General features: G+C 51.6%; 21 protein-coding genes. 17 read left to right on the top strand and 4 right to left on the bottom strand.

Annotation, left to right across the window (positions count from 1 at the left end):
* The first annotated feature begins 7 nt into the window (after positions 1–7).
* The 5 genes from lhgO to csiR all read left to right on the top strand — a co-directional run bounded on the left by lhgO (position 8) and on the right by csiR (position 6,362).
* Positions 8–1,276 carry an L-2-hydroxyglutarate oxidase gene (gene lhgO, locus AB4H76_RS06100; protein ID WP_000271943.1) on the top strand — a complete coding sequence of 423 codons (1,269 nt, stop codon included), beginning with the start codon at positions 8–10 and terminating at the stop codon, positions 1,274–1,276.
* A gap of 22 nt (positions 1,277–1,298) precedes the next feature.
* A complete protein-coding gene (gene gabD / locus AB4H76_RS06095) occupies positions 1,299–2,747 on the top strand; it encodes an NADP-dependent succinate-semialdehyde dehydrogenase (RefSeq protein ID WP_000772876.1) in 1,449 nt (482 codons plus the stop codon).
* 13 nt (positions 2,748–2,760) lie between these two features.
* Complete coding sequence (gabT, locus tag AB4H76_RS06090; RefSeq protein ID WP_000097662.1) at positions 2,761–4,041, top strand: 4-aminobutyrate--2-oxoglutarate transaminase; 1,281 nt, start codon at positions 2,761–2,763, stop codon at positions 4,039–4,041.
* A 237-nt stretch (positions 4,042–4,278) separates the two neighbouring features.
* A complete protein-coding gene (gene gabP / locus AB4H76_RS06085) occupies positions 4,279–5,679 on the top strand; it encodes a GABA permease (RefSeq protein WP_001301367.1) in 1,401 nt (466 codons plus the stop codon).
* A gap of 20 nt (positions 5,680–5,699) precedes the next feature.
* Positions 5,700–6,362: a DNA-binding transcriptional regulator CsiR gene (gene csiR / locus AB4H76_RS06080; protein WP_000156811.1), complete on the top strand. Its 663-nt coding sequence runs from the start codon at positions 5,700–5,702 to the stop codon at positions 6,360–6,362.
* Here the strand turns inward: csiR and kbp are convergent, their stop codons facing one another.
* Complete coding sequence (kbp, locus tag AB4H76_RS06075; protein WP_000522415.1) at positions 6,363–6,812, bottom strand: potassium binding protein Kbp; 450 nt, start codon at positions 6,810–6,812, stop codon at positions 6,363–6,365.
* A gap of 83 nt (positions 6,813–6,895) precedes the next feature.
* Positions 6,896–7,054 carry a YqaE/Pmp3 family membrane protein gene (locus AB4H76_RS06070; protein WP_000508177.1) on the bottom strand — a complete coding sequence of 53 codons (159 nt, stop codon included), beginning with the start codon at positions 7,052–7,054 and terminating at the stop codon, positions 6,896–6,898.
* 182 nt (positions 7,055–7,236) lie between these two features.
* Here AB4H76_RS06070 and AB4H76_RS06065 point away from each other — a divergent pair, with 182 nt between their 5' ends.
* On the top strand, positions 7,237–7,536 hold the full coding sequence (locus AB4H76_RS06065; protein WP_000137280.1) for an ArsR/SmtB family transcription factor: 300 nt from the start codon (positions 7,237–7,239) through the stop codon (positions 7,534–7,536).
* A gap of 9 nt (positions 7,537–7,545) precedes the next feature.
* A complete protein-coding gene (gene ygaP / locus AB4H76_RS06060) occupies positions 7,546–8,070 on the top strand; it encodes a thiosulfate sulfurtransferase YgaP (protein WP_001229442.1) in 525 nt (174 codons plus the stop codon).
* A 46-nt stretch (positions 8,071–8,116) separates the two neighbouring features.
* On the opposite strand, the gene stpA is transcribed toward ygaP, so the two are convergent.
* Positions 8,117–8,521 carry a DNA-binding protein StpA gene (stpA, locus tag AB4H76_RS06055; protein ID WP_000115383.1) on the bottom strand — a complete coding sequence of 135 codons (405 nt, stop codon included), beginning with the start codon at positions 8,519–8,521 and terminating at the stop codon, positions 8,117–8,119.
* A gap of 668 nt (positions 8,522–9,189) precedes the next feature.
* On the opposite strand from stpA, the gene alaE reads away from it, so the two are divergent.
* A complete protein-coding gene (alaE, locus tag AB4H76_RS06050; protein WP_000492656.1) occupies positions 9,190–9,639 on the top strand; it encodes an L-alanine exporter AlaE in 450 nt (149 codons plus the stop codon).
* A 36-nt stretch (positions 9,640–9,675) separates the two neighbouring features.
* Here alaE and AB4H76_RS06045 read toward each other — a convergent pair whose 3' ends face one another.
* Complete coding sequence (locus AB4H76_RS06045; RefSeq protein ID WP_000281320.1) at positions 9,676–10,020, bottom strand: DUF2002 family protein; 345 nt, start codon at positions 10,018–10,020, stop codon at positions 9,676–9,678.
* A gap of 151 nt (positions 10,021–10,171) precedes the next feature.
* Here AB4H76_RS06045 and AB4H76_RS06040 point away from each other — a divergent pair, with 151 nt between their 5' ends.
* From AB4H76_RS06040 to AB4H76_RS06000, 9 genes are all read left to right on the top strand, one after another.
* Positions 10,172–10,501: a DUF883 domain-containing protein gene (locus AB4H76_RS06040; RefSeq protein WP_001295174.1), complete on the top strand. Its 330-nt coding sequence runs from the start codon at positions 10,172–10,174 to the stop codon at positions 10,499–10,501.
* 247 nt (positions 10,502–10,748) lie between these two features.
* A complete protein-coding gene (nrdH, locus tag AB4H76_RS06035) occupies positions 10,749–10,994 on the top strand; it encodes a glutaredoxin-like protein NrdH (protein ID WP_001223227.1) in 246 nt (81 codons plus the stop codon).
* On the top strand, positions 10,991–11,401 hold the full coding sequence (gene nrdI / locus AB4H76_RS06030) for a class Ib ribonucleoside-diphosphate reductase assembly flavoprotein NrdI (RefSeq protein WP_000080947.1): 411 nt from the start codon (positions 10,991–10,993) through the stop codon (positions 11,399–11,401). The genes nrdH and nrdI overlap by 4 nt, the downstream gene beginning before the upstream one ends.
* On the top strand, positions 11,374–13,518 hold the full coding sequence (nrdE, locus tag AB4H76_RS06025; protein WP_000246527.1) for a class 1b ribonucleoside-diphosphate reductase subunit alpha: 2,145 nt from the start codon (positions 11,374–11,376) through the stop codon (positions 13,516–13,518). Before nrdI ends, nrdE begins: the two co-directional genes overlap by 28 nt.
* A gap of 9 nt (positions 13,519–13,527) precedes the next feature.
* Positions 13,528–14,487: a class 1b ribonucleoside-diphosphate reductase subunit beta gene (nrdF, locus tag AB4H76_RS06020; protein ID WP_000777969.1), complete on the top strand. Its 960-nt coding sequence runs from the start codon at positions 13,528–13,530 to the stop codon at positions 14,485–14,487.
* Between the two features lie 353 nt (positions 14,488–14,840).
* Positions 14,841–16,043 carry a glycine betaine/L-proline ABC transporter ATP-binding protein ProV gene (proV, locus tag AB4H76_RS06015; protein WP_000985494.1) on the top strand — a complete coding sequence of 401 codons (1,203 nt, stop codon included), beginning with the start codon at positions 14,841–14,843 and terminating at the stop codon, positions 16,041–16,043.
* Positions 16,036–17,100 carry a glycine betaine/L-proline ABC transporter permease ProW gene (proW, locus tag AB4H76_RS06010; protein WP_000774988.1) on the top strand — a complete coding sequence of 355 codons (1,065 nt, stop codon included), beginning with the start codon at positions 16,036–16,038 and terminating at the stop codon, positions 17,098–17,100. The genes proV and proW overlap by 8 nt, the downstream gene beginning before the upstream one ends.
* A gap of 57 nt (positions 17,101–17,157) precedes the next feature.
* On the top strand, positions 17,158–18,150 hold the full coding sequence (gene proX, locus AB4H76_RS06005; RefSeq protein WP_001216521.1) for a glycine betaine/L-proline ABC transporter substrate-binding protein ProX: 993 nt from the start codon (positions 17,158–17,160) through the stop codon (positions 18,148–18,150).
* A gap of 291 nt (positions 18,151–18,441) precedes the next feature.
* A complete protein-coding gene (locus AB4H76_RS06000) occupies positions 18,442–19,626 on the top strand; it encodes an MFS transporter (RefSeq protein ID WP_000165699.1) in 1,185 nt (394 codons plus the stop codon).
* The last annotated feature ends 117 nt before the right edge of the window (positions 19,627–19,743 follow it).

Below are 19,743 nucleotides of genomic sequence, written 5' to 3'. Positions count from 1 at the left end.
TGAGCGGATGTATGATTTTGTGATTATTGGCGGCGGCATCATCGGCATGTCGACCGCCATGCAACTGATTGATGTCTATCCGGATGCCCGCATTGCGTTGCTGGAAAAAGAGTCCGGCCCGGCCTGTCACCAGACGGGCCACAACAGCGGCGTAATCCATGCCGGGGTCTATTACACGCCCGGTAGCCTGAAGGCACAGTTTTGCCTGGCGGGAAACCGCGCCACTAAAGCCTTTTGCGATCAAAACGGCATTCGCTTTGACAACTGCGGCAAGATGCTGGTCGCCACGTCTCCGCTCGAAATGGAACGGATGCGCGCCTTATGGGAACGCACAGCGGCGAACGGTATCGAGCGCGAATGGCTAAACGCCGACGAACTGCGCGAGCGCGAACCGAATATCACCGGGCTCGGCGGTATTTTTGTGCCGTCCAGCGGCATTGTCAGCTACCGCGAAGTGACAGCGGCGATGGCAAAAATCTTTCAGGACAGAGGCGGCGAGATTATTTATAACGCCGAAGTCAGCGCCCTTAATGAGCATAAAAACGGCGTGGTGATACGTACCCGTCAGGGCGGTGAATATGAAGCATCGACGCTGATTAGCTGTTCCGGGCTGATGGCTGACCGGCTGGTGAAAATGCTCGGACTCGAACCGGGCTTTATCATCTGCCCGTTCCGTGGCGAGTATTTCCGCCTTGCGCCGGAGCATAACCAGATTGTTAACCACCTGATTTACCCCATCCCCGACCCGGCAATGCCGTTTTTGGGCGTGCATCTCACCCGCATGATCGACGGCAGCGTGACCGTCGGGCCAAACGCGGTGCTGGCTTTCAAACGTGAAGGCTATCGCAAGCGCGACTTCTCATTTAGCGACACGCTGGAAATTTTGGGCTCGTCGGGGATTCGCCGGGTGCTGCAAAACCATCTACGCTCAGGACTGGGCGAGATGAAAAACTCGCTGTGCAAAAGCGGCTATCTGCGGCTGGTGCAAAAGTATTGTCCCCGGCTTTCGTTAAGCGATCTCCAGCCCTGGCCCGCCGGTGTGCGGGCGCAGGCGGTATCGCCGGACGGCAAGCTGATTGACGATTTTCTGTTTGTCACCACCCCGCGCACGATCCACACCTGCAATGCGCCCTCCCCGGCAGCGACATCAGCAATTCCTATTGGTGCGCATATTGTCAGCAAGGTACAAACGCTGTTGGCAAGCCAGAGTAACCCCGGACGCACGCTGCGAGCGGCACGTAGTGTGGATGCCTTACACGCCGCATTTAATCAATAACCTTTGAAAACAGGACGTAACAATGAAACTTAACGACAGTAACTTATTCCGCCAGCAGGCGTTGATTAACGGGGAATGGCTGGACGCCAACAATGGCGAGGTCATCGACGTCACCAATCCGGCGAACGGCGACAAGCTGGGTAGCGTGCCGAAAATGGGCGCGGATGAAACCCGCGCCGCTATCGACGCCGCCAACCGCGCCCTGCCAGCCTGGCGCGCGCTCACCGCCAAAGAACGCGCCACCATTCTGCGCAACTGGTTCAATTTGATGATGGAGCATCAGGACGATTTAGCGCGCCTGATGACCCTCGAACAGGGTAAACCGCTGGCTGAAGCGAAAGGCGAAATCAGCTACGCCGCTTCCTTTATTGAGTGGTTTGCCGAAGAAGGCAAACGCATTTATGGCGACACCATTCCCGGTCATCAGGCCGATAAGCGCCTGATTGTTATCAAGCAGCCGATTGGCGTTACCGCCGCCATCACGCCGTGGAACTTCCCGGCGGCGATGATTACCCGTAAAGCCGGTCCGGCGCTGGCGGCAGGCTGCACGATGGTGCTGAAACCCGCCAGTCAGACGCCGTTCTCTGCGCTGGCGCTGGCGGAGCTGGCGATTCGCGCGGGCATTCCGGCTGGCGTATTTAACGTGGTCACCGGTTCGGCGGGCGCGGTGGGTAACGAACTGACCAGCAACCCGCTGGTGCGCAAACTGTCGTTTACCGGTTCGACCGAAATTGGCCGCCAGTTAATGGAACAGTGCGCGAAAGACATCAAGAAAGTGTCGCTGGAGCTGGGCGGCAACGCGCCGTTTATCGTCTTTGATGATGCCGATCTCGACAAAGCCGTGGAAGGCGCACTGGCCTCGAAATTCCGCAACGCCGGGCAAACCTGCGTCTGCGCCAACCGTTTATACGTGCAGGACGGCGTGTATGACCGCTTTGCCGAAAAATTACAGCAGGCGGTGAGCAAACTGCACATCGGCGACGGGCTGGATAAAGGCGTCACCATCGGGCCGCTGATCGATGAAAAAGCGGTAGCAAAAGTGGAAGAGCATATTGCCGATGCGCTGGAGAAAGGTGCGCGTGTGGTTTGCGGCGGTAAAGCGGATGAACGCGGCGGCAACTTCTTCCAGCCGACCATTCTGGTGGACGTTCCAGCCAACGCCAAAGTGTCGAAAGAAGAGACGTTCGGCCCCCTCGCCCCACTGTTCCGTTTTAAAGATGAAGCCGATGTGATTGCGCAAGCCAATGACACCGAGTTTGGCCTTGCCGCCTATTTCTACGCCCGTGATTTAAGCCGCGTCTTCCGCGTGGGCGAAGCGCTGGAGTACGGCATCGTCGGCATCAATACCGGCATCATTTCCAATGAAGTGGCCCCGTTCGGCGGCATTAAAGCCTCGGGTCTGGGTCGTGAAGGTTCGAAGTATGGCATCGAAGATTACTTAGAAATCAAATATATGTGCATCGGTCTTTAACTGGAGAACGCGAATGAGCAGCAATAAAGAGTTAATGCAGCGCCGCAGTCAGGCGATTCCCCGTGGTGTTGGGCAAATTCACCCGATTTTCGCTGACCGCGCGGAAAACTGCCGGGTGTGGGACGTTGAAGGCCGTGAGTATCTTGATTTCGCGGGCGGGATTGCGGTGCTCAATACCGGGCACTTGCATCCGAAAGTGGTGGCTGCGGTGGAAGCGCAGTTGAAAAAACTGTCGCACACCTGCTTCCAGGTGCTGGCCTACGAGCCGTATCTGGAGCTGTGCGAGATTATGAATCAGAAGGTGCCAGGCAATTTTGCCAAGAAAACGCTGCTGGTCACCACAGGTTCTGAAGCGGTGGAAAACGCGGTGAAAATCGCCCGCGCCGCCACCAAACGTAGCGGCACCATCGCTTTTAGCGGCGCGTATCACGGGCGCACGCATTACACGCTGGCGCTGACCGGCAAGGTGAATCCGTACTCTGCGGGCATGGGGCTGATGCCGGGTCATGTTTATCGCGCGCTTTATCCTTGCCCGCTGCACGGCATAAGCGAGGATGACGCTATCGCCAGCATCCACCGGATCTTCAAAAATGATGCCGCGCCGGAAGATATCGCCGCCATCGTGATTGAGCCGGTTCAGGGCGAAGGCGGTTTCTACGCCTCGTCGCCAGCCTTTATGCAGCGTTTACGCGCTCTGTGTGACGAGCACGGGATCATGCTGATTGCCGATGAAGTGCAGAGCGGCGCGGGGCGTACCGGCACGCTGTTTGCGATGGAGCAGATGGGCGTTGCGCCGGATCTTACCACCTTTGCGAAATCGATCGCGGGCGGCTTCCCGCTGGCGGGCGTCACCGGGCGCGCGGAAGTAATGGATGCCGTCGCTCCAGGCGGTCTGGGCGGCACCTATGCGGGTAACCCGATTGCCTGCGTGGCTGCGCTGGAAGTGTTGAAGGTGTTTGAGCAGGAAAATCTGCTGCAAAAAGCCAACGATCTGGGGCAGAAGTTGAAAGACGGATTGCTGGCGATAGCCGAAAAACACCCGGAGATCGGCGACGTACGCGGGCTGGGGGCGATGATCGCCATTGAGCTGTTTGAAGACGGCGATCACAACAAGCCGGACGCCAAACTCACCGCCGAGATCGTGGCTCGCGCCCGCGATAAAGGCCTGATTCTTCTCTCCTGCGGCCCGTATTACAACGTGCTGCGCATCCTTGTACCGCTCACCATTGAAGACGCTCAGATCCGTCAGGGTCTGGAGATCATCAGCCAGTGTTTTGATGAGGCGAAGCAGTAGCGCCGCTCCTATGCCGGAGGCGACGCTGCGCGTCTTGTCCGGCCTACGGGGATCCAGGTCGGATAAGGCGTTTACGCCGCATCCGACAATCTGTACGTGAACAGGAAGAAATCTATGTTGGCCGGGTAAGGCGGAGCCGCTCTCCGGCAAAAAGAATCAATAACAATTATACGCGTGACCCGGCGCGGGAAATGTCGGGGCGCTCTCCCAAGTGACACACTTTCGAGAGGATTCAGGATGGGGCAATCATCGCAACCACATGAGTTAGGCGGCGGGCTGAAGTCACGCCACGTCACCATGTTGTCTATTGCCGGTGTTATCGGCGCAAGTCTGTTTGTCGGTTCCAGCGTCGCCATCGCCGAAGCGGGCCCGGCGGTATTACTGGCCTATCTGTTCGCCGGATTACTGGTGGTTATGATTATGCGGATGTTGGCGGAAATGGCGGTTGCCACGCCCGATACCGGTTCGTTTTCCACCTATGCCGATAAAGCCATTGGTCGCTGGGCGGGCTATACCATCGGCTGGTTGTACTGGTGGTTTTGGGTACTGGTTATCCCACTGGAAGCCAACATCGCCGCTATGATCCTGCACTCGTGGGTTCCAGGCATTCCCATCTGGTTATTTTCCCTCGTCATTACCCTCGCCTTAACTGGCAGTAATTTATTAAGCGTTAAAAACTACGGCGAATTTGAGTTCTGGCTGGCACTGTGCAAAGTCATCGCTATCCTGGCCTTTATTTTCCTTGGTGCAGTCGCAATTAGCGGTTTTTACCCGTATGCCGACGTGAGCGGGATCTCAAGATTGTGGGATAGCGGCGGCTTTATGCCCAACGGCTTCGGTGCGGTATTAAGCGCGATGTTGATCACCATGTTCTCGTTTATGGGCGCAGAAATTGTCACCATTGCCGCCGCGGAATCCGACACGCCGGAAAAACATATTGTCCGCGCTACCAACTCGGTTATCTGGCGTATTTCTATCTTCTATTTGTGCTCTATTTTTGTCGTAGTGGCGTTAATACCGTGGAATATGCCGGGGCTGAAAGCCGTTGGTTCTTATCGCTCGGTTCTGGAATTGCTCAATATTCCCCATGCAAAATTAATCATGGACTGCGTGATATTACTTTCCGTAACCAGCTGTCTGAACTCGGCGCTGTATACCGCGTCAAGGATGCTCTACTCCTTAAGCCGTCGCGGTGATGCGCCCGCGGTAATGGGCAAAATCAACCGCAGTAAAACCCCGTATGTGGCGGTGTTACTCTCCACCGGAGCGGCATTTTTAACGGTGGTGGTGAACTATTACGCACCTGCGAAAGTGTTTAAATTCCTGATAGACAGCTCCGGTGCTATCGCCCTGCTGGTTTATTTAGTCATCGCCGTTTCACAGTTGCGGATGCGTAAAATTCTGCGAGCAGAAGGAAGCGAAATTCGCTTGCGCATGTGGCTTTACCCGTGGCTCACCTGGCTGGTAATAGGCTTTATTACCTTTGTGTTGGTAGTGATGCTATTCCGCCCGGCGCAACAGTTAGAAGTGATCTCTACCGGCTTATTAGCGATAGGGATTATCTGTACCGTGCCGATTATGGCGCGCTGGAAAAAGCTGGTATTGTGGCAAAAAACACCCGTTCATAATACGCGCTGATAATGATCAGGAGTCACACCATGACCATTACGTCTCTGGATGGCTATCGCTGGCTGAAGAACGATATTATTCGCGGTAATTTTCAACCGGATGAAAAATTACGAATGAGTTTGCTGACATCGCGTTATGCACTTGGCGTTGGGCCGTTACGGGAAGCTCTTTCGCAACTGGTGGCGGAACGGCTGGTCACGGTGGTGAATCAAAAAGGGTATCGGGTGGCGTCTATGTCAGAGCAGGAGCTGCTCGATATTTTCGACGCCCGCGCCAATATGGAAGCGATGCTGGTCAGTCTGGCGATTGCCCGCGGTGGCGATGAATGGGAGGCAGACGTTCTCGCAAAAGCGCATCTGCTGAGTAAGCTGGAGGCCTGTGACGCCAGCGAGAAAATGCTTGATGAGTGGGATCTGCGTCATCAGGCGTTTCATACAGCAATTGTGGCGGGCTGTGGTTCTCACTATTTGCTGCAAATGCGTGAACGGTTGTTTGATCTGGCGGCGCGTTATCGATTTATCTGGCTGCGGCGAACGGTGCTTTCGGTGGAAATGCTGGAGGATAAACACGATCAGCACCAGACCCTGACTGCGGCGGTACTGGCGCGAGATACCGCGCGCGCCAGTGAGTTAATGCGCCAGCATTTACTGACGCCAATTCCCATTATCCAGCAGGCGATGGCTGGCAATTAACTACTCTTCCGGAATACGCAACACTTGCCCCGGATAAATTTTATCCGGGCTTTTTAGCATCGGTTTATTCGCTTCGAAGATTTTATTGTACAGATTAGCGTTACCGTAGACCTGTTTGGAAATGGCACTCAGAGTGTCGCCAGACTTAACGGTATAAAACTGGCTGGCAGTGGCTGGTGTCGCCGTTTTCACCTGATCATCGACACTGGCAATACCGGAAATATTCCCCACCGCAACAAGGATTTTCTCCTTCGCCTCCTGACTCAGGCCGTCACCAGTGACCGTCGCTTTGCCGTCGGCAATTTGAATATTCACTTTATCGGCATCCGGTATACCGGTTTTGTTCAGATGCTCCTGCACCTTCTTCGCCTGATCGTCTTTATCGTGCTGACCTGTAACCGCGTCCCAGAGTTTTTCTCCGGCATCTTTCACAAAATTGAACAGACCCATAGCTACCTCATTCGTTAACGGAAACACTCAGAAAGTGTAGCAGAGGAACGCGGCGCGTTAACGCCGCGGGGATGAGCACAGGTTTAATCGCGGGTTTGCACCCAGAACGCGTGAATCAAACCGGGGATATACCCAAGCAGTGTCAACAGAATATTAATAATGAACGCCCAACCGAACCCTTTACCGAGCAGCACGCCGAGCGGCGGCAGAATGATGGTGATGACGATTCTCCAGAAACCCATATGTACTCCCTATAAGAAAATTACTCATTGTTTAAAAAGAGATTTTATCTCTTAAGCGTAGTAATTTTAGCGGAGCCTGCCAGTTTCAGCTTACGCTTTTACTCTCATTTACGCTGCTGAGGCTGGTATATGTTGCATTTTTAGTTTAGAGTTTACTTAATTTAGAAAATACTTAAATAAATATGACTGAACTCGCGCAATTACAGGCCAGTGCCGAACAGGCAGCGGCCTTATTGAAAGCAATGAGCCACCCTAAACGATTGCTGATTCTGTGCATGCTTAGCGGTTCCCCCGGCACCAGCGCGGGAGAGCTGACGCGCATTACCGGACTGAGTGCCTCTGCGACATCACAGCATCTCGCTCGTATGCGGGACGAAGGGCTTATCGACAGCCAACGGGATGCCCAACGCATTCTATATTCCATTAAAAATGAGGCGGTAAATGCCATTATCGCCACCCTGAAAAATGTCTATTGTCCGTAAGGAGTCACTATGGCTTTGACAACCATTTCGCCGCATGATGCACAAGAATTAATCGCACGCGGCGCAAAGTTAATCGATATTCGTGATGCTGATGAATATCTTCGTGAACATATTCCTGAAGCAGATCTGGCTCCATTATCCGTGCTGGAACAGTCAGGTCTTCCGGCTAAATTACGTCACGAGCAAATTATATTCCACTGCCAGGCAGGTAAACGCACCAGTAATAATGCCGATAAATTAGCAGCGATTGCCGCCCCCGCAGAAATCTTTTTACTCGAAGATGGGATTGATGGCTGGAAAAAAGCAGGATTGCCAGTAGCGGTAAATAAATCTCAACCCTTGCCGTTAATGCGCCAGGTGCAGATCGCTGCGGGTGGTTTAATATTAATCGGCGTTGTACTGGGTTATACCGTAAATAGCGGTTTCTTCTTATTAAGTGGCTTTGTTGGTGCCGGGTTACTGTTTGCAGGAATCAGCGGTTTTTGTGGAATGGCAAGGTTGTTAGATAAGATGCCGTGGAACCAACGAGCTTGAGAAGCGACGCCGGACGCGCCCTAGCAGCGACATCCGGCCTCAGTAATTAGATCAGGAAATCGTCGAGAGATTTACCTTCTGCCAGCGCCTGAGCAATTGGCTTCGGTGTACGGCCCTGACCGGTCCAGGTTTTAGTTTCACCGTTAACATCGGTGAATTTATATTTCGCCGGACGCGGCTGGCGTTTTTTACCAGCGCGTGGTGCAGCAGCAGAGCTATTACCCAATAACTCTTCCGGGTTAATTCCGTCAGCTTTCATCAGCTCCAGCCAGGTGCTAATTTTTTCCTGGCGCTCTGCCAGTTCACGCTGCTGCTGTTCTTCTTCTTCACGTCTTTCTTTAGTGACAACCCTGAATTTTTCGAGCATTTCTTCAAGAACGTCAATGGAGAATTCGCGAGCCATCGCACGGAGGGTGCGAATGTTATTTAAACTTTGTAACATTACGGACATAATAAAGAAAACCTTTTAACGCCAAAACAAAAAAAGTATTTCGTCGCGTAGTGTAAGCGATCACTTATTATATTTCCACAAAATTTAATCTATTTACAGTCCTGCGCGAGATTATTTCAGCTGTTATTTTCTGAAACTCTCAGAATAATTTCAAGATTATATATTAGCCATTTTGATGAGTAATTTAGATTATTGGTGAACAGAGCGGCGCTCTCTGCTCGCTAATTCCGCAAGCCTGACAAAATCAAAGTGAATAAAAATGCAATATAACAGAATAAAAGAAAACATCCATCACTGGTGCTTTCTGCTGTTAATGTACATTGTCTGGCATAAAAAATGCTGAAAATGACCCAGCTACTACATACACCGAATTCTCTACGCTTATAGCGTTACCTCACCCCCAAACTTTCATTAGTGATATTAAAGGTAAGGCCATATCTAATTGATTTAATTAAAAATAAATCATATCGGCATGTAAAAATCCACAATGTACAAAAAACGAGCCGTTACGGAATATTTTATCTACAAAAACTGACTAAATAAAAATTTTTCACTAATTGATTAGTCATAGCCAGCGATATACGCTATGCGAAAATGCAGATGGCAATGAGATCCACTGCTTTCATCTCCATTAACATCCCATTACGCTTTTATTAAGGAGCATTAGCATGTTCTCACCGCAGTCACGCTTGCGTCATGCAGTTGCAGATACGTTCGCGATGGTTGTTTACTGTTCTGTCGTGAACATGTGTATTGAAGTTTTCCTCTCCGGAATGAGCTTCGAACAGTCTTTTTATTCCAGATTGGTAGCGATTCCGGTGAACATCTTAATTGCATGGCCATACGGTATGTACCGTGATCTGTTTATGCGCGCGGCACGCAAAGTTAGCCCGTCGGGCTGGATAAAAAATCTGGCGGATATTCTGGCTTATGTGACGTTCCAGTCACCGGTGTATGTGGCGATCTTGTTAGTGGTGGGCGCAGACTGGCATCAGATTATGGCGGCGGTCAGTTCAAACATCGTTGTTTCGATGTTGATGGGGGCGGTTTATGGCTACTTCCTCGATTATTGCCGCCGACTGTTTAAAGTCAGCCGTTACCAGCAGGTAAAAGCCTGACCCTTCTTTTCGCGACTGGCATCGCCAGTCGCGTCTTTAACTGGCTTCGCCAAATAAACCATTCAAATAACGTTCAAGCGCAACACGCGAACTAAAGCCATGCGGGATACCGTAATGCTCGTGTCGCTCGCCTGCTAAATAGAGCGGAAATTGTTGATAATGATCGCAAGTTTTAATATCGGAAGCGGGTTCAGCCAGTGTCGAACTACGTTCTTTTAATGTTGGATGAATTACCAGTGCGGTACGTCCCATTCGCGCTTCGCGATTAACATAGACATAATTTTCCCCACGGCGGTAACCATACGCTTTCTGGGTTACCACATCGACAGTAAAACCGACTTTTTCAAGTACGCGCGCCACCTCGTCTGGTCGTAAATACATATTTGATCCTCGTTATTATCAACCGCGGGCCTACCTTACCTGATTGCGCATTCACAACGCTTTCAGAAAAGTCCATAAAGCCGCGATGAACCTCAGTTAAGAAAATTATGGTCTACACTGAAAATTACATCGAATTCTAATGGGGGATCATATGTTTAACCGACCGAACCGCAACGACGTTGATGATGGCGTGCAGGATATCCAGAATGATGTCAATCAATTAGCTGACAGCCTCGAATCTGTATTGAAGTCCTGGGGCAGCGACGCCAAAGGGGAAGCTGAAGCCGCACGCAGTAAAGCTCAGGCATTGCTGAAAGAAACCAGGGCGCGAATGCATGGTCGTACTCGCGTCCAGCAAGCCGCACGCGATGCCGTTGGCTGCGCGGATTCTTTTGTTCGTGAAAGACCTTGGTGTAGCGTGGGTACAGCAGCTGCGGTAGGTATTTTTATCGGCGCACTGTTAAGCATGCGCAAATCGTAGTGCAAAAATGATAATAAATACGCGTCTTTGACCCCGAAGCCTGTCTTCGGGGTTTCTTTTTGCCTGGTGAATCACAAAAATCCCCCTACCCCGTCACGCTCATATCCAGGGTAATTTCGACCACTATTTGCTATATATTGTGTGGTTGAATCTTTTTTCAACTACATCTAGTATCTCTGTATCAACAGAGAGACAACCCGACGCGTATCATCGCGCCGTATCTTCATTTTAAACGGAAATACGAATCATGCGCATTACTATTTACACTCGTAACGATTGCGTTCAGTGCCACGCCACCAAACGGGCGATGGAAAATCGGGGCTTTGATTTTGAAATGATTAATGTCGATCGCGTTCCTGAAGCGGCAGAAGCGTTGCGTGCTCAGGGCTTTCGTCAGTTGCCGGTAGTGATTGCTGGCGATCTTAGCTGGTCTGGTTTCCGTCCGGACATGATTAACCGTCTGCATCCAGCGCCACACGCGGCCAGTGCATGAGCCAGCTCGTCTACTTTTCCAGTAGCTCCGAAAATACGCAGCGTTTTATCGAACGTTTAGGACTGCCCGCGGTGCGCATCCCGCTCAATGAGCGGGAACGGATTCAGGTAGACGAGCCTTACATCCTGATCGTGCCCTCTTACGGCGGCGGCGGTACGGCTGGCGCGGTGCCACGACAGGTAATTCGCTTTTTAAACGACGAGCACAACCGGGCGTTGCTTCGCGGCGTTATTGCTTCTGGTAATCGCAACTTTGGTGAGGCGTATGGCCGCGCCGGAGATGTGATTGCCCGGAAATGCGGCGTGCCGTGGCTGTACCGTTTTGAACTCATGGGTACGCAAAGCGATATCGAAAACGTTCGTAAAGGAGTAACCGAATTTTGGCAACGACAACCGCAGAATGCCTGACGCAGGAAACGATGGATTACCACGCGCTGAATGCGATGCTTAACCTCTACGATAGCGCAGGTCGCATTCAGTTCGATAAAGACCGCCAGGCCGTTGACGCCTTTATTGCGACGCATGTGCGTCCGAACAGTGTGACCTTCAGTAGCCAGCAGCAGCGCCTGAACTGGCTGGTCAACGAAGGTTACTATGATGAAAGCGTTCTTAATCGCTACTCTCGCGACTTTGTCATTACGCTGTTTGCCCACGCACACACCAGCGGTTTTCGTTTCCAGACATTCCTCGGGGCATGGAAGTTTTACACCAGCTATACGTTGAAGACATTCGACGGTAAACGTTATCTGGAAGATTTTGCCGATCGAGTCACGATGGTGGCGCTGACGCTGGCACAAGGCGATGAGACGCTGGCGTTGCAACTGACAGATGAAATGCTGTCAGGACGCTTTCAGCCAGCCACGCCAACATTCCTCAACTGCGGTAAGCAGCAGCGCGGCGAACTGGTTTCCTGTTTTTTGCTGCGTATTGAAGACAATATGGAGTCGATTGGTCGGGCGGTAAATTCCGCACTGCAGCTGTCGAAACGCGGCGGCGGCGTAGCATTTTTGCTGTCGAATCTGCGAGAAGCGGGCGCGCCAATTAAACGTATTGAAAATCAATCTTCTGGCGTAATTCCGGTGATGAAAATGCTGGAAGACGCATTTTCCTATGCCAACCAACTCGGCGCTCGTCAGGGGGCTGGTGCAGTCTATTTACATGCTCATCATCCCGATATTCTGCGTTTTCTCGACACGAAACGGGAAAATGCCGACGAAAAAATCCGCATTAAAACACTGTCGCTTGGCGTGGTGATCCCGGATATCACTTTCCATCTGGCAAAAGAGAATGCGCAGATGGCGCTGTTTTCGCCTTATGACGTAGAGCGAGTTTATGGCAAGCCGTTTGCCGATGTGGCCATCAGCCAACACTATGACGAACTGGTTGCCGATGAACGCATTCGCAAAAAATACCTCAACGCCCGTGATTTCTTCCAGCGACTGGCAGAAATCCAGTTTGAGTCTGGCTATCCCTACATCATGTATGAAGACACGGTAAACCGTGCTAACCCTATCGCCGGGCGCATAAATATGAGTAATCTCTGCTCAGAAATTTTGCAGGTTAACAGCGCCTCAGAGTATGACGAGAATCTCGACTATACCCGCACAGGCCATGATATTTCCTGCAATTTAGGTTCGTTGAATATTGCGCACACCATGGATTCCCCCGATTTTGCCCGCACGGTAGAGACTGCCGTGCGCGGTTTAACGGCAGTATCAGATATGAGTCATATCCGCAGCGTGCCGTCCATCGAAGCCGGAAATGCCGCCTCGCACGCCATCGGACTGGGGCAGATGAATTTACACGGCTATCTGGCGCGAGAAGGCATCGCTTATGGTTCGCCGGAAGCACTGGATTTCACCAATCTCTATTTCTATGCCATCACCTGGCACGCACTGCGTACCTCGATGTTGCTGGCACGCGAACGCGGTGAAACCTTCGCCGGGTTCAAACAGTCACGCTATGCCAGTGGTGAATATTTTAGCCAATATCTGCAAGGGAACTGGCAGCCGAAAACGGCGAAAGTTGGCGAACTGTTTACCCGTAGCGGTATTACGTTACCTACCCGTGAGATGTGGGCGCAGCTGCGCGACGACGTGATGCGCTACGGCATATACAACCAGAATCTTCAGGCGGTGCCGCCAACCGGTTCTATCTCTTATATCAACCATGCTACGTCGAGTATTCATCCGATTGTGGCGAAAGTAGAGATACGCAAAGAGGGCAAAACAGGACGCGTTTACTACCCTGCCCCGTTTATGACTAACGAGAATCTGGCGCTGTATCAGGACGCTTACGAAATTGGCGCAGAAAAGATCATCGACACCTACGCGGAAGCGACTCGCCATGTCGATCAGGGGCTGTCGCTGACGCTTTTTTTCCCCGATACCGCCACCACTCGCGATATCAACAAAGCGCAGATTTACGCCTGGCGCAAGGGTATCAAAACGCTCTATTACATCCGCCTGCGTCAGATGGCGCTGGAAGGCACTGAAATTGAAGGCTGCGTCTCCTGTGCACTTTAAGGAATATCTATGAAACTCTCACGTATCAGCGCCATCAACTGGAACAAGATATCTGACGATAAAGATCTGGAGGTGTGGAATCGCCTGACCAGCAATTTCTGGCTACCAGAAAAGGTGCCGCTGTCGAACGATATTCCTGCCTGGCAGACATTAACTGTCGTAGAACAACAACTGACGATGCGCGTTTTTACTGGCCTGACGCTGCTCGACACGCTGCAAAATGTTATCGGCGCGCCTTCTCTGATGCCCGATGCACTCACGCCTCATGAAGAAGCGGTATTATCGAATATCAGCTTTATGGAAGCGGTTCATGCCCGCTCTTACAGTTCGATTTTCTCGACGCTATGCCAGACCAAAGATGTCGATGCCGCCTACGCCTGGAGTGAAGAAAACGCACCGTTGCAGCGAAAAGCTCAGATTATTCAGCAACATTATCGCGGTGATGATCCGCTGAAAAAGAAAATCGCCAGTGTGTTTCTTGAATCTTTTTTGTTCTATTCCGGTTTCTGGCTGCCGATGTATTTTTCCAGCCGCGGAAAGCTGACCAATACCGCGGACCTGATCCGTCTGATTATCCGCGATGAAGCAGTCCACGGTTACTACATAGGCTATAAATATCAGAAAAACATGGAAAAGATATCTCTGGGACAACGTGAAGAGTTGAAGAGTTTCGCCTTCGATTTGTTGCTGGAACTCTACGACAACGAGTTGCAATACACCGATGAGCTGTACGCCGAAACCCCGTGGGCTGACGATGTGAAAGCGTTTCTCTGTTACAACGCCAATAAGGCTTTGATGAATCTGGGCTACGAACCGTTATTTCCCGCAGAAATGGCGGAAGTGAATCCGGCAATCCTCGCCGCGCTTTCGCCGAATGCCGATGAAAATCACGATTTCTTTTCCGGTTCAGGCTCCTCTTATGTGATGGGGAAAGCGGTTGAAACAGAAGATGAAGACTGGAATTTCTGAGGGTGTTATTTTCAAAAATATCACTACCCGCAGCAGGGAAATAATTCCCGCCAAATAGCTTTTTATCACGCAAATAATTTGTGGTGATCTACACTGATACTCTGTTGCATTATTCGCCTGAAACCACAATATTCAGGCGTTTTTTCGCTATCTTTGACAAAAAATATCAACTTTCTCGATTTGCTCTCAGCCCTTATATCACGGGAAATTCCGGCGATTTGCTCGCATCAATATTCATGCCACATTTGCCATCAGGGGTTGCCTCAGATTCTCAGTATGTTAGGGTAGAAAAAAGTGACTATTTCCATTGGGTAATATATCAACATAGACAAATAAAGGAATCTTTCTATTGCATGGCAATTAAATTAGAAATTAAAAATCTTTATAAAATATTTGGCGAGCATCCACAGCGAGCGTTCAAATATATCGAACAAGGACTTTCAAAAGAACAAATTCTGGAAAAAACTGGGCTATCGCTTGGCGTAAAAGACGCCAGTCTGGCCATTGAAGAAGGCGAGATATTTGTCATCATGGGATTATCCGGCTCGGGTAAATCCACAATGGTACGCCTTCTCAATCGCCTGATTGAACCCACCCGCGGGCAAGTGCTGATTGATGGTGTGGATATTGCCAAAATATCCGACGCCGAACTCCGTGAGGTGCGCAGAAAAAAGATTGCGATGGTCTTCCAGTCCTTTGCCTTAATGCCGCATATGACCGTGCTGGACAATACTGCGTTCGGTATGGAATTGGCCGGAATTAATGCCGAAGAACGCCGGGAAAAAGCCCTTGATGCACTGCGTCAGGTCGGGCTGGAAAATTATGCCCACAGCTACCCGGATGAACTCTCTGGCGGGATGCGTCAACGTGTGGGATTAGCCCGCGCGTTAGCGATTAATCCGGATATATTATTAATGGACGAAGCCTTCTCGGCGCTCGATCCATTAATTCGCACCGAGATGCAGGATGAGCTGGTAAAATTACAGGCGAAACATCAGCGCACCATTGTCTTTATTTCCCACGATCTTGATGAAGCCATGCGTATTGGCGACCGAATTGCCATTATGCAAAATGGTGAAGTGGTACAGGTCGGCACACCGGATGAAATTCTCAATAATCCGGCGAATGATTATGTCCGTACCTTCTTCCGTGGCGTTGATATTAGTCAGGTATTCAGTGCGAAAGATATTGCCCGCCGGACACCGAATGGCTTAATTCGTAAAACCCCTGGCTTCGGCCCACGTTCGGCACTGAAATTATTGCAGGATGAAGATCGCGAATATGGCTACGTTATCGAACGCGGTAATAAGTTTGTCGGCGCAGTCTCCATCGATTCGCTTAAAACCGCGTTAACGCAGCAGCAAGGTCTTGATGCGGCGCTGATTGATGCGCCGTTAGCAGTCGATGCACAAACGCCTCTTAGCGAGTTGCTCTCTCATGTCGGACAGGCACCCTGTGCGGTGCCCGTGGTCGACGAGGACCAACAGTATGTCGGCATCATTTCGAAAGGAATGCTGCTGCGCGCTTTAGATCGTGAGGGGGTAAATAATGGCTGATCAAAATAATCCGTGGGATACCACGCCAGCGGCGGACAGTGCCGCGCAATCCGCAGACGCCTGGGGTACACCGACGACTGCACCGACTGACGGCGGTGGTGCTGACTGGCTGACCAGTACGCCTGCGCCAAACGTCGAGCATTTTAATATTCTCGATCCGTTCCATAAAACGCTGATCCCGCTCGACAGTTGGGTCACTGAAGGGATCGACTGGGTCGTTACCCATTTCCGTCCCGTCTTCCAGGGCGTGCGCGTTCCGGTTGATTATATCCTCAACGGTTTCCAGCAATTGCTGCTGGGTATGCCCGCACCGGTGGCGATTATCGTTTTCGCTCTCATCGCCTGGCAGATTTCCGGGGTCGGAATGGGTGTGGCGACGCTGGTTTCGCTGATTGCCATCGGCGCAATCGGTGCCTGGTCGCAGGCAATGGTGACTCTGGCGCTGGTGTTAACCGCCCTGCTGTTCTGTATCGTCATCGGTTTGCCGTTGGGGATATGGCTGGCGAGAAGTCCGCGAGCGGCGAAAATTATTCGTCCACTGCTTGATGCCATGCAGACCACGCCAGCGTTTGTTTATCTGGTGCCAATCGTCATGCTATTTGGTATCGGTAACGTGCCGGGCGTGGTGGTGACGATCATCTTTGCTCTGCCGCCGATTATCCGTCTGACCATTCTGGGGATTAACCAGGTTCCGGCGGATCTGATTGAAGCCTCGCGCTCATTCGGTGCCAGCCCGCGCCAGATGCTGTTCAAAGTTCAGTTACCGCTGGCGATGCCGACCATTATGGCGGGCGTTAACCAGACGCTGATGCTGGCCCTTTCTATGGTGGTCATCGCCTCGATGATTGCCGTCGGCGGGTTGGGTCAGATGGTACTTCGCGGTATCGGTCGTCTGGATATGGGGCTTGCCACCGTTGGCGGCGTCGGGATTGTGATCCTCGCCATTATCCTCGATCGTCTGACGCAGGCCGTTGGGCGCGACTCACGCAGTCGCGGCAACCGTCGCTGGTACACCACTGGCCCTGTTGGTCTGCTGACCCGCCCATTCATTAAGTAACTCTGCACTTGCCCGGTGACGCCGGGCATTATCACCCTGCCAAAAAAAGGAATAACAATGCGACATAGCGTACTTTTTGCGACAGCGTTTGCCACGCTTATCTCTACACAAACTTTTGCTGCCGATCTGCCGGGCAAAGGCATTACTGTTAATCCAGTTCAGAGCACCATCACTGAAGAAACCTTCCAGACGCTGCTGGTCAGTCGTGCGCTGGAGAAATTAGGTTATACCGTCAACAAACCCAGCGAAGTAGATTACAACGTTGGCTACACCTCGCTTGCTTCCGGCGATGCAACCTTCACCGCCGTGAACTGGACGCCACTGCATGACAACATGTACGAAGCTGCCGGTGGCGATAAGAAATTTTATCGTGAAGGGGTATTTGTTAACGGCGCGGCACAGGGTTACCTGATCGATAAGAAAACCGCCGACCAGTACAAAATCACCAACATCGCACAACTGAAAGATCCGAAGATCGCCAAACTGTTCGATACCAACGGCGACGGAAAAGCGGATTTAACCGGTTGTAACCCTGGCTGGGGCTGCGAAGGTGCGATCAACCACCAGCTTGCCGCGTATGAACTGACCCATACCGTGACGCATAATCAGGGGAACTACGCGGCGATGATGGCCGACACCATCAGTCGCTACAAAGAGGGCAAACCGGTGTTTTACTACACCTGGACGCCGTACTGGGTGAGTAATGAGCTGAAGCCAGGGAAAGATGTGGTCTGGTTGCAGGTGCCGTTCTCCGCACTGCCGGGCGATAAAAACGCCGATACCAAACTGCCGAATGGTGCGAATTATGGCTTCCCGGTCAGCACCATGCATATCGTTGCCAACAAAGCCTGGGCCGAGAAAAACCCGGCAGCAGCGAAACTGTTTGCCATTATGCAGTTGCCAGTGGCAGATATTAACGCCCAGAACGCCATTATGCATGACGGCAAAGCCTCAGAAGGCGATATTCAGGGCCATGTTGATGGCTGGATCAAAGCCCACCAGCAGCAGTTCGATGGCTGGGTGAATGAGGCGCTGGCAGCGCAGAAGTAATTTTTATTCGGGCGGATAAGGCGTTTTTACCTCATCCGCCGCTCTGTACACAATGCCTGATGCGACGCTGGAGCGTCTTATCATGCCTACAAAATACACTCATTCCGTATGGCGGATAAGGCGTTTTCGCCGCATCCGTCGTTCTGTGCACAATGCCTGATGCGACGCTGGCGCGTCTTATCATGCCTACAAACCACATCGCACATTTCAACAAGCTATCTTTCATCCCATATTCATCAACATCCGCTATTATTGATTTCCAGCTTAATCATCACCTGATGAACAAAAATAATGACTAAACCTAATCATGAGCTTAGCCCGGCGCTGATCGTGCTGATGTCTATCGCCACCGGTCTGGCGGTCGCCAGTAACTATTACGCTCAGCCATTGCTCGACACCATCGCGCGTAACTTTTCCCTTTCCGCCAGTTCGGCAGGCTTTATTGTTACCGCCGCGCAATTGGGCTATGCAGCAGGTCTGCTGTTTCTTGTTCCCCTCGGTGATATGTTTGAACGCCGCCGCCTGATTGTCTCGATGACCTTACTGGCGGCAGGCGGCATGTTAATCACTGCCAGCAGTCAGTCGCTGGCGATGATGATCCTCGGTACGGCATTAACCGGTTTATTCTCTGTCGTGGCACAAATTCTGGTTCCGCTGGCAGCGACGCTGGCTTCACCGGACAAACGCGGCAAAGTGGTTGGCACTATTATGAGCGGTCTGCTGTTGGGGATCTTGCTGGCACGGACAGTTGCCGGATTGCTGGCGAATCTCGGCGGCTGGCGCACCGTCTTTTGGGTTGCTTCGGTGTTAATGGCACTGATGGCGCTGGCATTATGGCGTGGTCTGCCACAAATGAAATCAGAAACCCACCTCAACTACCCACAGTTGTTGGGTTCCGTTTTCAGTATGTTTATCAGCGATAAAATTCTGCGTACCCGCGCGTTGCTGGGCTGCCTGACCTTTGCCAATTTCAGCATTCTCTGGACCTCAATGGCCTTTTTGCTTGCCGCTCCACCTTTTAACTACAGCGATGGTGTAATTGGTCTGTTTGGACTTGCGGGAGCTGCCGGAGCGTTGGGCGCTCGTCCGGCGGGCGGTTTTGCCGATAAGGGCAAATCGCACCACACCACAACTTTCGGTCTGCTGCTGCTATTACTTTCATGGCTGGCGATCTGGTTTGGTCACACTTCCGTACTGGCGTTGATTATCGGAATCCTGGTGCTGGATCTCACCGTGCAGGGCGTGCATATCACTAACCAGACGGTAATTTATCGGATACATCCTGATGCGCGCAATCGCCTGACCGCAGGTTACATGACTAGCTACTTTATTGGCGGTGCCGCCGGTTCGCTAATTTCAGCCTCAGCCTGGCAACATGGCGGTTGGGCTGGCGTTTGTCTGGCTGGCGCGACGATTGCCCTGGTTAACTTACTGGTCTGGTGGCGAGGTTTTCATCGTCAGGAAGCCGCAAATTAAGCAATCAGCAACCGTTTTCGTGGCTTTACACTTATAAGGGTGTTAAGAAGCCCATCAGTCTGATAAGGTTAAGATATTCATTCAGTCTATTTATAATATTAACAATCGTTAAGCGTA

Source organism: Escherichia sp. UTM R2 (assembly GCF_048593455.1).
GTDB classification, from domain to species: domain Bacteria; phylum Pseudomonadota; class Gammaproteobacteria; order Enterobacterales; family Enterobacteriaceae; genus Escherichia; species Escherichia coli.
Note: the sequence above shows the minus strand (reverse complement) of the source record. Positions and strands in the feature narration are given on the sequence as shown.